General features: G+C 36.0%; 17 protein-coding genes. 9 read left to right on the top strand and 8 right to left on the bottom strand.

From position 1 onward, the window contains the following. Positions 1-81 precede the first annotated feature (81 nt). The 3 genes from ABC228_RS11040 to ABC228_RS11030 all read left to right on the top strand — a co-directional run bounded on the left by ABC228_RS11040 (position 82) and on the right by ABC228_RS11030 (position 1,948). A complete protein-coding gene (locus tag ABC228_RS11040) occupies positions 82-630 on the top strand; it encodes a GbsR/MarR family transcriptional regulator (RefSeq protein WP_345825192.1) in 549 nt (182 codons plus the stop codon). A gap of 101 nt (positions 631-731) precedes the next feature. After that, the gene (yhaM, locus tag ABC228_RS11035) at positions 732-1,676 is read left to right on the top strand and encodes a 3'-5' exoribonuclease YhaM (protein WP_345825191.1); all 945 of its coding nucleotides are present in this window, start codon (positions 732-734) and stop codon (positions 1,674-1,676) included. Positions 1,677-1,750: 74 nt separating this feature from the next. Then, positions 1,751-1,948, top strand: a complete 198-nt coding sequence (locus tag ABC228_RS11030; protein WP_345825190.1) for a sporulation YhaL family protein — start codon at positions 1,751-1,753, stop codon at positions 1,946-1,948. A 41-nt stretch (positions 1,949-1,989) separates the two neighbouring features. Here the strand turns inward: ABC228_RS11030 and ABC228_RS11025 are convergent, their stop codons facing one another. The 3 genes from ABC228_RS11025 to ABC228_RS11015 all read right to left on the bottom strand — a co-directional run bounded on the left by ABC228_RS11025 (position 1,990) and on the right by ABC228_RS11015 (position 3,896). Then, entirely contained in the window at positions 1,990-2,853 is an 864-nt protein-coding gene (locus tag ABC228_RS11025) for a peptidylprolyl isomerase (RefSeq protein WP_345825189.1), read from the bottom strand. A gap of 122 nt (positions 2,854-2,975) precedes the next feature. Then, complete coding sequence (locus ABC228_RS11020; protein ID WP_345825188.1) at positions 2,976-3,161, bottom strand: hypothetical protein; 186 nt, start codon at positions 3,159-3,161, stop codon at positions 2,976-2,978. Positions 3,162-3,356: 195 nt separating this feature from the next. Then, entirely contained in the window at positions 3,357-3,896 is a 540-nt protein-coding gene (locus ABC228_RS11015; protein ID WP_345825187.1) for a DUF3267 domain-containing protein, read from the bottom strand. A 216-nt stretch (positions 3,897-4,112) separates the two neighbouring features. Between ABC228_RS11015 and ABC228_RS11010 the strand changes: the two genes are divergently transcribed. Further along, positions 4,113-4,448 carry a DUF1878 family protein gene (locus tag ABC228_RS11010; RefSeq protein ID WP_345825186.1) on the top strand — a complete coding sequence of 112 codons (336 nt, stop codon included), beginning with the start codon at positions 4,113-4,115 and terminating at the stop codon, positions 4,446-4,448. A 52-nt stretch (positions 4,449-4,500) separates the two neighbouring features. Here ABC228_RS11010 and ABC228_RS11005 read toward each other — a convergent pair whose 3' ends face one another. Next, the gene (locus ABC228_RS11005) at positions 4,501-4,983 is read right to left on the bottom strand and encodes a GbsR/MarR family transcriptional regulator (protein ID WP_345825185.1); all 483 of its coding nucleotides are present in this window, start codon (positions 4,981-4,983) and stop codon (positions 4,501-4,503) included. Between the two features lie 305 nt (positions 4,984-5,288). Between ABC228_RS11005 and ABC228_RS11000 the strand changes: the two genes are divergently transcribed. The 3 genes from ABC228_RS11000 (at position 5,289) to ABC228_RS10990 (ending at position 8,317) form a co-directional block, all read left to right on the top strand. Further along, on the top strand, positions 5,289-6,488 hold the full coding sequence (locus ABC228_RS11000) for a quaternary amine ABC transporter ATP-binding protein (protein WP_345825520.1): 1,200 nt from the start codon (positions 5,289-5,291) through the stop codon (positions 6,486-6,488). Next, positions 6,481-7,338 (top strand): ABC transporter permease, encoded by an 858-nt coding sequence (locus tag ABC228_RS10995; RefSeq protein WP_345825184.1) that lies wholly within the window; start codon positions 6,481-6,483, stop codon positions 7,336-7,338. The genes ABC228_RS11000 and ABC228_RS10995 overlap by 8 nt, the downstream gene beginning before the upstream one ends. Before the next feature lie 76 nt (positions 7,339-7,414). Beyond that, the gene (locus ABC228_RS10990; protein WP_345825183.1) at positions 7,415-8,317 is read left to right on the top strand and encodes a glycine betaine ABC transporter substrate-binding protein; all 903 of its coding nucleotides are present in this window, start codon (positions 7,415-7,417) and stop codon (positions 8,315-8,317) included. 144 nt (positions 8,318-8,461) lie between these two features. Here the strand turns inward: ABC228_RS10990 and ABC228_RS10985 are convergent, their stop codons facing one another. The 3 genes from ABC228_RS10985 to ABC228_RS10975 all read right to left on the bottom strand — a co-directional run bounded on the left by ABC228_RS10985 (position 8,462) and on the right by ABC228_RS10975 (position 10,078). After that, positions 8,462-8,836: a YtxH domain-containing protein gene (locus tag ABC228_RS10985; protein WP_345825182.1), complete on the bottom strand. Its 375-nt coding sequence runs from the start codon at positions 8,834-8,836 to the stop codon at positions 8,462-8,464. Positions 8,837-8,986: 150 nt separating this feature from the next. After that, a complete protein-coding gene (locus tag ABC228_RS10980) occupies positions 8,987-9,502 on the bottom strand; it encodes a tryptophan transporter (protein ID WP_345825181.1) in 516 nt (171 codons plus the stop codon). Between the two features lie 147 nt (positions 9,503-9,649). Beyond that, positions 9,650-10,078, bottom strand: coding sequence for an HIT family protein (locus tag ABC228_RS10975; protein WP_345825180.1), 429 nt, complete (start codon positions 10,076-10,078; stop codon positions 9,650-9,652). Between the two features lie 527 nt (positions 10,079-10,605). Between ABC228_RS10975 and ABC228_RS10970 the strand changes: the two genes are divergently transcribed. Both ABC228_RS10970 and ABC228_RS10965 read left to right on the top strand, forming a co-directional pair. Continuing rightward, on the top strand, positions 10,606-11,349 hold the full coding sequence (locus ABC228_RS10970) for an ABC transporter ATP-binding protein (RefSeq protein WP_345825179.1): 744 nt from the start codon (positions 10,606-10,608) through the stop codon (positions 11,347-11,349). Then, positions 11,342-12,556 carry an ABC transporter permease gene (locus ABC228_RS10965; RefSeq protein WP_345825178.1) on the top strand — a complete coding sequence of 405 codons (1,215 nt, stop codon included), beginning with the start codon at positions 11,342-11,344 and terminating at the stop codon, positions 12,554-12,556. Before ABC228_RS10970 ends, ABC228_RS10965 begins: the two co-directional genes overlap by 8 nt. Positions 12,557-12,664: 108 nt before the next feature. Here the strand turns inward: ABC228_RS10965 and ABC228_RS10960 are convergent, their stop codons facing one another. Continuing rightward, on the bottom strand, positions 12,665-13,834 hold the full coding sequence (locus tag ABC228_RS10960) for a M20 metallopeptidase family protein (protein ID WP_345825177.1): 1,170 nt from the start codon (positions 13,832-13,834) through the stop codon (positions 12,665-12,667). Positions 13,835-13,860 lie beyond the last annotated feature (26 nt).

Here is a 13,860-nt window from a genome sequence, read left to right as displayed (position 1 = left end):
ACTACTGGAGATTTATTATTTAATATTAGTATTCGTAATTACGAAGGTAAACGTGCATCTTGTTAAATGGAGGGACATCCATTGCCTGAAGATAAGCAAAATAAAGAATGGGATAAATATGAAGAAACGATTGATAAGTTTATCCAAATCATTGCAAAAAATATGAACCTATATGGTATTACATCTTCTATCGGAAGACTATATGGCGTACTCTATTTTTCTGATGAACCAATGACACTTGATGATATGCGAGATGCATTGGAAATGAGTAAAACAAGTATGTCAACAGGTGTACGTGCACTTTCGGATATGAAGATGGTCGAATCAACCTTTAAAAAAGGGATTCGAAAAGACCTCTATCAATCAGAAGAAGACTGGTACAAGTCTTTCACATCACTGTTTGGTAATCGCTGGAGAAAGCATACTGAGTCCAATATAGAAGAGGCTGCAGAAGCCATTGATGAGTTACAAAAGCTTTTGGAGCTAACAGTGGATGAAGAATTAAAGATGAAGATAAGCAATGATATGGAACGATTACATTATGCGAAAAATTATTATGAGTGGCTAATGAAGTTTATTCACGTCATCGAATCGGGCAAGATTTTTGAATATATACCAAAAAATGAATAACGATTAGAACACTTCTGGGATTGACAATTCGATAAGCACTCTAAAATAGATTGCTTGCCAATCGTCAATCTCATTTTTATTAATTGGGGGAGGATTGCCTTATGAAGAGGGGAATCGGGAATCATCAAATTGGAGATTCTTTCGAAGGATTTGTACTGATTAAAGAATCGACTAAAGGAACTACTACAAACGGAAAGCCGTTTTTAACATTAGTACTCAGAGATGCAACTGGAGAAATTGAAGCAAAGCTATGGGATATTAACCATGAAGATGAATCAGTTTTCGTTCAGGAGCAGATCATTAATATTAACGGTGAAATTAATCAATTTCGTGGAAAAGCACAGATGAGAATTAATACCATCCGTTTAGCCCAGCCAACGGATGGGGTACAAGTAGCGGATTTCATCGAAAAAGCACCTGTAGAACGAGAAGAATTGATGGAAAAGCTAACAGAAGCTATTTTTGAAATGAAAAATCCAGCAATGCAGCGCATCGTACGAGCAATTATCAAGAAATACCAGGAGCCATTACTCTTGTATCCGGCGGCGGCAAAGAATCACCATGAATATGTATCTGGACTTGCACATCATATTGTGAGTATGTTGAAGATTGCTCGGGAGCTTTGCGAGTTATATCCAGAAGTTAATAAAGACCTATTATATGCAGGAATTATACTTCATGATATTGGTAAGCTTAAAGAGTTATCTGGTGTGGTTTCAACTTCTTATACGCTACAAGGAAAATTACTTGGACATATTCCAATTATGGTTGAGGAAATAGGAAATACTGCCAAGGATTTACAGATCGAAGGAGAAGAGGTTTTAATCCTACAGCATATGGTTCTATCCCATCACGGGAAGGCCGAGTGGGGGAGTCCAACACCTCCATTAGTTCGAGAAGCAGAATTACTCCATTTTATCGATTTAATTGATGCTAAGATGAATATGCTGAATCGTGCATTGGATAAAGTAAAGCCTGGAGAATTTACGGAGCGATTATTTGCAATGGATAACCGTTCCTTTTATAAACCAACCTTCGAGGATTAAACTGGATACTTGTAATTATTTTGCTCCCTAGAACATATAATTGTGATAGAAATGATGGACAAGGGGGTTAAAACATGATATTTGGAATGCCTTGGTGGATTTTTGTGTTGATATTGTTTATTTTCTTTAGTGGGTATATGGCATTTCGTGCAATGCGTGCCGAAAAAGAGCTTGAAAAGCACTATATTGAACGAGATGGTCAAGTGTATATGAAGCGAATTGAAGAGGAACGCGAACAACGTTTGAAGCAAAAAGAACAGCTAACCAATTAATAAAAGGCTAGTACATAATCATGTACTAGCCTTTTCAAATTTTAGCCTTGTGCGGCTTCTTCAATTTTAAATAAGTCTTTGTAATCTTCAATTTTTACATCGATATCTGCATCTTTAAGAAGAGAATTCATTTTTTCTTGGACTGTTGCATTATCAACCTGTTCCATTGCTAACTGTCTGCGTATATCTTCTGTTTTTTCTTCTAATGTTGGAATATCTGTAACTTTAATGATGTGATAACCATGTTCCGATTTAACTGGACCACTCACTTCATTTTCTCCTAGGCTATAAGCAGCATCCTCAAATTCTTTTACCATTTTGCCAGTTGCAAAATAACCTAAATCTCCACCGTTAGCAGCTGAGTCATCCGAAGAATATTCTTGAGCTAGTTCTGCAAAATCAGCACCATCGTCCAATTTCTGCTTCACTTCCTTAGCAGTTGCTTCGTCCTCTACTAGGATGTGGCTTGCACGGATTTCAATTTCTCTATTTTCTTTCATTTCATTAAATTTTTCTTCTATTTGCTCATCGGAGATTTCAATATCTTCAAAAACAAGCTTTTCTTGTAAAAGTCTTTGATAAGTTTGTTCACGGAAAGCATCTTCATCTGGGTAACCTTGTTGCATTAACCACATGGAGAACATATCACCTTGCTCATCCTTTACTTTTTGAACTGCTTCATCCACTTCTTTGTCTGTTACTTCATATTTGTCCTCTAATACTTTTATCACAACCATGTTGTAAAGCATACTTTCACCAACATAGTCCTTCATTTCTGAATAAAATTCTTCTTTTGTAATGTCCCCTGCTTTTGTTTCAACTACTACTTCAGATTCTTTGTCAGAGCTACAAGCAGAAAGCAATAATGCACCAGCTGTAATAGTAGCTATTGTAAGTTTTTTCATGAAAATTACACTCCTAATCTAATTTGTTACTCTGTGACTATTGAATAATATACCATAACTAGTCCATAAATTAATAGTCTAAACATTAAATTTATAAAGCCTGCTACTGATAAAAGAAAGAATTAAATCATTGCATTTAATACTTTAACGTATGAGGACACTAGTAAGATAAGGATCATAATATTTGTTACTCGAAATACGTTTGCTTGTTTCGCAGCATTCATTTCTAACTTTTTACAAAACTTATCCGTTAATGAATTAAAAATAAATAAAATAATTGAAGCATATAAAAGGAAAATAATAATCATCTATCTTACATCCTCCCCCAAACATGAATAAATCTAACCTAATATCTATGCGAAATTATATAAATCATTCTTCGTGAAATATCATTTATATAAAGATTTCTAATACATACTGTAACAAAATTTTCACTTCATGAATAGTAAAGTTACAAAAAAACGGCCTTAAACAAAAAAGAAACCTGGAAAAATCCAGGTTTCTTAGTTTGCTTTTAAGAGGATATCAAATCCGTCATCGCCATTTTCAATATAGGCATTTCTTGGAGCTCTAATTAGATGTCTAATATAGAGAAAATCAATGACAGTCATGCCAATGTTAATAGAAGTGGCAATGAGTAAATAAACATACAAACTTGGAAATAAGAGAGCCATGATAATTCCAGGAAGTGTAATGGTAATCGTTGGCGCTATCGCTGACAGTATGGATGCGTATTTACTTACATGCGAATCGGTATAAAAAGTTAAGATTGGCAATACTCTTTTTCGAATACAAATTAATTTTATTCGTTTATTCAGTACGAATAATGGTAAAATATGCATTAGAGAATGAAGGGTCGGCAACAGGATTATGGCAAGCACAAATAACATAATTCCTGAGTCATGTACTGGTTTTCCTTCATGAAACATAGAAAACGGTACGTACATAATAATAAACGCCATAAGACCAATTAGAAAGGAAATGAATTGAAGCCATCTTATCCCATATTGTTTATCTAAGTTGATTGATTTCCAGCAGTTCATTTTGAGATCCCTCCACTTCATTCAGAACAAGCTTTGTTATTGATAGAATATTAACGTAGTCCAATAATCATTACGGTTTATTTAAGCCTTTTTGATGATAGTATCTTATGCAAAAAAAAGCAATACCTTTTACAAAAAAAATTATTAAAAATTACTAATAATAAAAAGTATATTCAGATAATTGGATGTGGTATGGGTCAAGGAGGGGGTTTTGACGTGTGTGAGGTTAACAATTTGGCAACATTTCAATTACAGTTACTTTCAAGAACAATTGATGAAACACAATACCCTTTCACAAAGCTTGTAATTGAACGGAATATTACAGAGGAAGAATATGATGAATTGTTTCAATTACTGGGACGAATTGAAGAGCAATATTTGGAGCAAAAGGAAGAGGGATTACTTAATTTTTCTTCACTTCTAGTGTGCTTTGCTGGAATGCTAAATGAGAAGCTAGAACCAACGGAAACGGTAATGGCCTTGAAGGACGAAGGATATTTTCCATTACTTCTTGAAGAATTTATCAAATTAATAAACGAAGGTAAACTATGAAAAAATTATAGAAGTTAAAAAACTCTCAGAGCAATAAGTCTCTGAGAGTTTTTTAATTTTTAATCTCGGAAGCTTCTTTGAAAAAGCTATCTAATTGCTGGTGAAATTCGATAATGGACTCTAGCTTTTCTTGGAGATTTTGACTATCGTTTTTGGAAGAGAGATTTTCTAATTGGTATTTAATATCTAACAATGCTTCTTTACGATCTTCGGATGCATCAATCCACTTCTTCATATAAAAGCTCATAAATTGCTTGAAAAGATACGTATTTGCTTGATATAAATCCTTTCGTACACCTTTTTTCCACACGCGCTTTACAAGATTTAATTCTACTAGACTACGGACACTGGTACTCATCGAAGTCTTGCTTTTTCCTAGTGCATCGCTCATATCATCTAATGTTAAGGCTTCTCCCTCTACATATAAATAAGTAAATAATCGAGCCTCTAATGGGTTTAAATCAAATAATTCTACGGTTTTTGCAAATTCAAGTAGAATTCGATTCCTAATTGTTTCGTTGCTGTTGTCCAACATGCAAACCTCCTAAAACTAGCCTATAACAAGGGTACAACACTAATCCTTTTTTTGAAAATGCATAGTTGTGCTGGAAATGGGAGGTATTAGGAGTATTTATAAGGAAAACCTGTGAAAAGTACGTACAGTTTTAACTGTATAAAAAATACAATCAAAAATAAAGGTATATAAAGTTTGTCCTGTTCATATAAAAAAGTATATAGTATTACAGTAAGCGAAACGCGGCTAGCTTTTATAAATTCTATTAATCTACGATTTCAAAGAAGTCATTTCGCAGAATGGCTTTTCAAAAAGAGGTGAAAGATATGCCGATAATAGAGGCAAAAAATTTAACAAAGGTTTTTGGTAAGAATCCAAAGGAAGCATTAGAAATGTTAGCACAAGGTTCTGCCAAAGATGAAATATTAAAGAAAACGGGCAGTACAGTTGGTGTTAACCGTGCATCATTCTCCGTAGAAGAAGGAGAGATTTTTGTCATCATGGGCCTATCCGGAAGTGGTAAATCAACATTAGTTCGGTTAATAAATCGATTGATTGAACCAACTGAAGGAAGCATATTAATTGATGGGCAAGATTTAGCAAAAATGGATAAGAAGGGACTTCGAGAAGTCCGACGTGAAAAACTCGGAATGGTTTTCCAGCGATTTGCGCTATTCCCGAATCGAACAGTCCTGCAAAATGCTGAATACGGATTAGAAATCCAAAAGGTACCCAAAGAAGAAAGAAGTAAGAAAGCAAAAGAAGCACTTGAACTGGTGGGACTCGGTGGTTATGTAGACCAAAAGCCTGACCAATTATCAGGTGGTATGCAGCAACGTGTCGGGCTAGCAAGAGCATTAGCTAATGACCCGGAAGTTTTATTAATGGACGAGGCTTTCTCGGCTTTAGACCCATTAATTCGTAAGGATATGCAAGATGAATTAATAGAATTGCAATCTACTATGAAGAAGACAATTATCTTTATCACACATGATTTAGATGAAGCATTACGTATTGGAGACCGTATCGCACTAATGAAGGATGGTTCTATTGTACAAATAGGTACACCTGAAGAAATTCTGGTTAATCCTGCCAATGATTATGTTGAGCGGTTTGTAGAGGATGTAGATCGTTCAAAAGTCCTAACAGCACAACATATTATGAAGCGTCCTGAAACAATTAATATTGAAAAACACGGTCCTCGTGTGGCATTGGAGCGTATGAAGGAATCCGGTATATCAAGCATATTAGTAGTGGATAGCAAGCGAAATCTTAAGGGCTACGTGACAGCTGATGATGCGTCTGAGGCCAAGAAAAAAGAAATTCGCGACATTCAGGAAATATTAAGAACTGATATTAAACAAGTGGAGAAAGATACAGCTATGCATGATATCTTTGCTGTGGTGAATGGTTCACCGGTGCCTGTTGCTGTTGTTGAGAACAATAAGCTAGCAGGGATTATTGTACGGGGTGCTGTTATTGCTGCACTTGCTGGAGATGGTGAGGTGAACATCGAAAATGTTTAATACATTAAAAAATTGGTTTACAGAAGGTATACCAATTGATGACTGGGCTGAAAGCTTTACAGAGTGGACAAAGGAAAGCTTTGCTGTTTTATTCGAGCCAATAAAAGAGCATTTAGGAAACTTTATGGAATGGTTTTCTGAGGATGTATTAATGCTTATTCCAGAAAGTGTCTTCATTATTATAGTTGCTGTATTAGCATTTATTCTATCTGGAAGAAAACTTGGACTTACGGTCTTTTCGATAGTTGGTCTGTGGTTGATTTCGAATTTAGGATTTTGGGAGCAGCTCATGAGCACAGTGACACTCGTTCTGATTGCGAGTATCCTTTCTGTCATTATTGGGGTGCCAATTGGGATATTAATGTCCAAAAGTAAAACGACTGAAGCAATTATTAAACCAATACTTGATTTTATGCAGACGATGCCTGCATTCGTATACTTAATACCTGCTGTTGCCTTCTTTGGAATCGGTATGGTACCGGGAGTATTTGCATCATTAATATTTGCAACTCCACCAACAGTAAGGTTTACGAATTTAGGTATTCGAGAAGTATCCAAGGAATTAGTTGAAGCATCCGAAGCGTTTGGAAGCACAGGTATGCAAAAACTATTAAAGGTTGAGCTTCCAATGGCGAAAACAACGATTATGGCTGGGATTAACCAAACCGTCATGCTTGCCTTATCGATGGTTGTTATAGCGTCCATGATTGGGGCACCAGGACTTGGTAAGGAAGTATTAACAGCGCTACAACGTTCTGATGTTGGTACAGGATTTGTTGCTGGACTAGGTATTGTTATTCTAGCGATTATTATTGACCGCTTTACACAAAGCGTCAATAAAAAAGCATAAGGAATATATAATGTTGGCAATCTTTTCATTTGAAAAGTTCCATATATAAATTACAAAAAAGGGGAGATTTAGGATTATGTTTAAACGTAATTGGAAACGTCTAGGAATCATTGCTGGACTTTCATTATCACTATTTGCAGCAGGTTGTTCTTCAGACGAGGATACATCGAATGGAGATTCTGAAGGCTCATCATCTGTTGGTGATGGACAAGAAATCGAACTTGCTTATGTTACATGGGACACGGAAATTGCTTCTACTCATGTTGTTGGTAAAGTACTTGAGGATTTAGGTTATGATGTAACATTAACAGCTCTTGATAACTCAATCATGTGGGAAGCCGTTGCAAACGGTGAAGCAGATGCGATGGTTGCAGCTTGGTTACCAGGAACACATGCGGAGCAGTTTGAACAATATGGTGATCAAATGGTTGAGCTTGGACCAAACCTAGAAGGAGCTAAAATTGGTCTAGTTGTACCGTCTTATATGGATGTTAATTCTATTGCTGATTTAACAGATGAAGCGGACATGAAGATTACAGGTATTGAACCTGGTTCTGGTGTAGTTGGTTCCGCAGAGGATGCTTTAGAAGAATATGATAATCTTGCTGATTGGGAAGTTGTTACTTCTTCAAGTGGTGCAATGGCAACTGCTTTAGGTGAAGCTTATGATAATGAAGAGGAAATTATTGTTACTGGTTGGTCTCCACACTGGAAATTTGCAAAATATGACCTTAAATATTTAGAAGATCCAAATGGTACATTTGGTGGAGCTGAGAAAATCGAAACAATGGCTCGCGAAGGATTAGAAGAGGATATGCCAGAAGCATATCAAGTACTTGATAACTTCAATTGGACTACAGAAGACATTGAGTCTGTAATGCTTGAAATCTCAGAAGGTGCAGATGCAGAAGAAGCTGCAGCTAACTGGGTTGAAGATAATCAAGAAAAAGTATCAGAGTGGACTGAAGGTATCGAGTAACACTATGAAACCTGTAAACTTTAAAGTTTACAGGTTTTTTGTTGTTTGAAAGTTAGGGATCAGTAACTTAAAAAGTTAAATAAACAAGGATAGTCATCAAAATAAATAAAACCAGCACTGTTATTGTGCTGGCAGGGTCCTTCATTATGCATTTTTCTTGTTACTGGAATTAACTTTTTCTTCTAAATCCTTTAGGCTTGTCTCAATTTGCTCTAAGTATTGATGAATATTTTGTTGGTGTGGCTCGACTGATTGCTTCCACTCTGTTACAGAGTTTTTCATTTCTTGCGTTAAATCTTTTATTAAGCCGACACCTTCTTTCGATGTTGCGGCGATTTGTCTTTTCAAACGTAAGCCATCTAGTTTAAGACTTAGCAATAGTTCCTTCCATTCCAAGCTTTGGGATTTCACCTTACCTCTTAATTGCTTCCCAGAAGCCGGAGTACTTAATAATGTTGCAGTAGCACCAACTACACTTCCAACCATAATACCAAAAATTAATGATTTACCTCTTGCCATAATCATTCCGCTCCTTTCCCACTTACTATATTTTTCTCTTTTTATGTTAGATAATACGTATACCTACAGAAAAAATGGATTAGCATTAACGATATGTATTTTAAAAAATCCTCTGACATTACAAAACGCCAGAGGATTTAACTATCGTTATTAGACTGTAATTGGTTTGGATCGTCGCAAAATTTGCTGTACAACTGGATAAATGATAATCATTAGTACCGTATTTAATCCAGCAGCAGGTAATACCGCTGTAGCAAATGCTAGTAAGAATGCACCCTCCATCAAGCCAATGACGTAAAGTGCCAATCCAAGGAAAATTGATCCACTGATCAATGTACCAATTGCAGTTAAAATCGGTGCACTAAATCTTATATTCGCTCTGTCTTTTATAAGCAAAAATAATGCAAAAAACACGATTGCTGTAATCGGCTTTTCAACCATGTTTGCAATTTGTCCACCTGGTGCCTGTGTTGTTAAAGCTGATAAAACACCTGTCGTAATAGCTAAAACTACTACATATTGGAACTTAGGAAATAACATTATTCCTAAGAACATCATCGCTAACATCATGTCAGGCGTGACACCGTAAATCGATGGCATTACAAAATGTAATGCTGCGCCAATCCCCACTAATAGTGATAAAATGACTAGTACCCTTGTATTCATTTGTATCTCTCCTCAACTAAGCTAACTCAGCTCTATTTTTTAGTTCCTCAACTGTACACTCGTTGTCAGTTGCAGAAACTTACTATTAGTATAACAAATATCAAAATAAATAAAAAGCAGTATTTTGAAGTGTTTTCTATTTTTGGATTATTTAATTTCCTTACCTATGTTATTTGCTATTTGCTGTAATTCTTCTTGCTGGTAACTCTCCGAATGGACTGTCCAATTAGCAGAATATCCATCACCCTCACCATACCGAGGTATTAAATGAATATGTAAATGAAACACAGATTGATCAGCTGCAGGCTCATTATTGTTTAACAAATTCATTCCACTCGGTTGAAAAGCAGCCTTAATTGCATTGGCTATTTTAGGTACCCGTGCAAAGAGGGAGCTAGCAACTTCACTTGGCGTTTCATAAATATTCTTTGTATGAGTTTTGGGAATTACTAACGTATGACCCTTTGTTACCTGACTAATATCTAAGAATGCATAGACATCTTCATCTTCATATACTTTCGCTGATGGAATTTCTCCAGCTATTATTTTGCAGAAAATACAATTCTCATGCGCCATTCATAGTCAACTCCTAACAGTTTTCTTATATTGTAATGAGTTAGACCAAGGTATGTAAAGTCTTAACCATTTAAAAACAAAGAAACAGGCTCGCCCTTAAGGGCGATGCCTGTTAAGAAGAGCCGAGGACATAATACTAATGTGGGGACTTGTAATTACCGTTTTTTCGCATTAGCTACTCATAGGTTTTACAAAAAACCTTTTTGCTAGTATCCCTTGGCGTTGAGATTTCTTCTAACAAAAGAGTTTTATTTCATTAGATTATTTTTCACCGACACCCCATTTGTTTTTTTAACACATTTAATTTAGTGAAGCATCACTTTTTCCAACACTAACACCTCATTTGTGTTTAACAATTGGTAGTACTGTGAACCTTCCTCGACTCTTCTCTAGTATTTTGAGCAATTTTTTCATTTCTATACATTCCTTTTTAAAAAAATGTCGAAAATCGTAAGAGAGTTTCCTTTGGAATTTGTAGGCAATAATGATAAAATTTTTATCAAGTGAGCAGATTAGGGGGAAAGCTTGTGAAACCGTTACTTCACATTGACAATTTGGTTGGGGGCTATACCCATAAAAATGTACTCCATGGTGTTTCGTTTGAGGTGAATTCCAAGGAGATAGTCGGATTAATTGGTTTAAATGGAGCAGGAAAAAGTACAACCATTAAACACATTATTGGTTTAATGCAACCAAAAAAAGGCAATATTTCCATTAATGGAAAGACATTTCGTGACAATCCATCCGAATATAGAAATCAATTGGCATATATTCCTGAGATGCCAATTCTTTACGATGAGCTAACGTTATATGAGCATTTGCGTTTAACAGCAATGGCTTACAATATACCAGAAGATACTTTTGAAAAAAGACTACAGATCTTATTGAAAGAGTTTCGAATGGAGAAGAAACTAAAATGGTTTCCGGTTCATTTTTCTAAGGGCATGCGTCAAAAAGTCATGATTATGTGTGCTTTTCTTATTGAACCACCTCTGTATATTGTGGACGAGCCATTTGTAGGATTAGATCCACTAGGAATCCAATCCTATCTAAATTTAATGGAAGATATGAAGCAAAAAGGGTCAGGTATATTAATGTCGACTCATATTTTAGCGACAGCGGAGCGCTATTGTGATCGGTTTGTGATTTTGCATGAAGGAGATATTCGAGCGCTTGGTACATTAGAGGAATTACGGGAGCAATTTGATATGCCGCGTGCAACATTGGATGATTTATACATCCAATTAACAAAGGAAGATAGCCATGTTTAATTCTCATGACTTTTTTCTGAAGCGTTTTAACGCCCATTTGAAAGAAACTAGCCGATATCTTCGTTACATATTCAATGGTCATATTGCATTTGCAATGCTTTTTTTAGTATCTGCACTAGCATATTTCTACCAGCAATGGTTAACGACATTACCAGAGAATTTTCCTACATCTTGGGTCATGGGAATAGTTCTTGGGATTATTGTTAGCTATAGCCCAGTCAGAACACTTCTGAAGGAGCCTGATTTAGTCTTCCTTATTACTGCTGAGCATAAAATGGGGGCCTATTTTCGAAATGCATTAATATATAGCTTTGTTATTCAACTATATATGGTTGTGATTGTATTTGCAGCATTTGGTCCACTGTATTTTGCAACGTTTCCAGATCGAACTGGAGGTACTTACTGGTTGACATTAGCTGTAGTTTTAATTTTTAAACTCTGGAATTTAATGGCGAATTGGTGGATGCTAAAGGTTCGAGACAATGCAATTCGCTATACGGATCAGGTTGCGCGTGTATTTCTAAACATTGCTGTTCTTTATTTTCTTGTTAGTGGAGAAATGCTATTAGCGGGCATTACAACCATTATGTTCATTATTGTATTTTTGTATGATTTAACGTTATCAAGAAGACAAGCAGGGCTTGCTTGGGAATTGTTAGTGGAAAAGGATTCACATCGAATGCAATCCTTTTACCGATTTGCAAACATGTTTACGGATGTTCCGCATTTAAAAAATCGTATTAAACCTCGTCATGGATTAGTATCTATCATCGAAAGAAACATTTCATTTGAGAGAAAGCATACATACGATTACTTATATCGAATTACATTTCTACGTGGTGGCGATTATTTATCTATGTACATTCGGTTAATCGTAATTGGAGGTTTATTCATTTATTTCATACCTAGTTTTTGGATGAAGATTGTCTTTGCATTACTTTTCTTGTATATGAGCAGCTTCCAAATGATGACGCTGTATCAGCATCACCGAACGATTATTTGGTTAGATTTATACCCTGTTGAAATCGAACATAGGAGAAGTGCTCTATTAAAGTGGTTGTTTCAATTAGCATTTTTACAACTCTTTATATTCTCGATTATTTTTCTTTTCATACAAGCTTACTTAGGTTTTGCGATTACCTTAGGAGCAGGACTCGTTTTTACGTATGGCTTTATCAATGGCTACGTAAAGCAAAAATTGGCATAAAGAAGCAGTCGTTGGACTATTTCCGACGACTGCTTCTTTTATATAAGGAATTAATTTGTTAATAAGCTTCATACAAAGTGAAACGGATTTCATTTATTTTCGTTTCAATTATTTATTCTGATAAGCATAATAAGCACCAATCAAGGTTTTTGCGGCAACTGGCATCGCTCTTTCATCAAAGTCAAAACGTGGGTGATGATGAGGATAATAGTTGCCTTCTTTTTGTGCTCCAGTAAAGAAATATGCCCCAGGTTTTTCAAGTAAGTAATAAGCGAAGTCTTCTCCACCCATTACAGGAATAATTTCTTCTGCGGTTTCAACTTCTGGAATTTCTCTACTCACGTCCAATATTAATTGTGCTTCTGCTGCATGATTTTTTACTGGAGGATAACCCTTGTCGTATTGGAACGTATAGGTACAGTTATTGGCAACTGAAACCCCTTCAATGATTTTTTCCATTTCGTGAATGACTTGGTCTTGAATTTCTGTGTTCAAATAGCGAACAGTTCCAACTAATCTGGCGGTGTCTGCAATGATGTTAAAAGCATTACCTGCTTCAAAAATTCCAATAGTAAGTACTGCAGTTTCTAACGGGTCAATTCTTCTACTAACAATCTGTTGGAGCTGTGAAACAAGCTGTGAACCGATAACAATGGAGTCTTTTGTCTCGTGTGGATATGCTCCGTGTCCACCTTGTCCTTGGATGGTAATTTCAAAACGATCTGCACCAGCCATTAAGACATCTTTTGAAGTTTGTATCCTACCGAATGGAGTTGTTGCCCATAAGTGCGTTCCCAATACTGCATCTACATTATCTAGTGCACCAGCTTCGATCATTGGCTTAGCACCACCAGGAGCATATTCTTCCGCATGCTGGTGGATGAAAACTAATGTACCAGGTAATTCCTCCTGATGTGCTTGCATCACCTTCGCTACAGCTAATAAAGTTGCAGTGTGCCCATCATGACCACATGCATGCATAACACCATCAACTTTTGATTTATATGGCACATCCTTTTCATCTTGGATTGGTAGGGCGTCAAAATCTGCTCTAAGTGCAATTGTTTTACCGGGTTTAGCCCCCTTAAGTGTAGCAACAATTCCATTACCACCAACATTTTTTTGATAAGGAATACCTAATTTATCATAATATTCTGCTATGTATTGTGCGGTTTTAACCTCTTGAAAGGATAGTTCTGGATACTGGTGTAAATAGCGTCGAATCTCAACCATATCAGGAAATAATGCATCGATTGCTTGATAGATATCTTGAAGCATTTACCGTTCCTCCTTTGATTTTTCTA

Source organism: Ornithinibacillus xuwenensis (assembly GCF_039614845.1).
Lineage (GTDB): Bacteria > Bacillota > Bacilli > Bacillales > Amphibacillaceae > Ornithinibacillus > Ornithinibacillus xuwenensis.
Note: the sequence above shows the minus strand (reverse complement) of the source record. Positions and strands in the feature narration are given on the sequence as shown.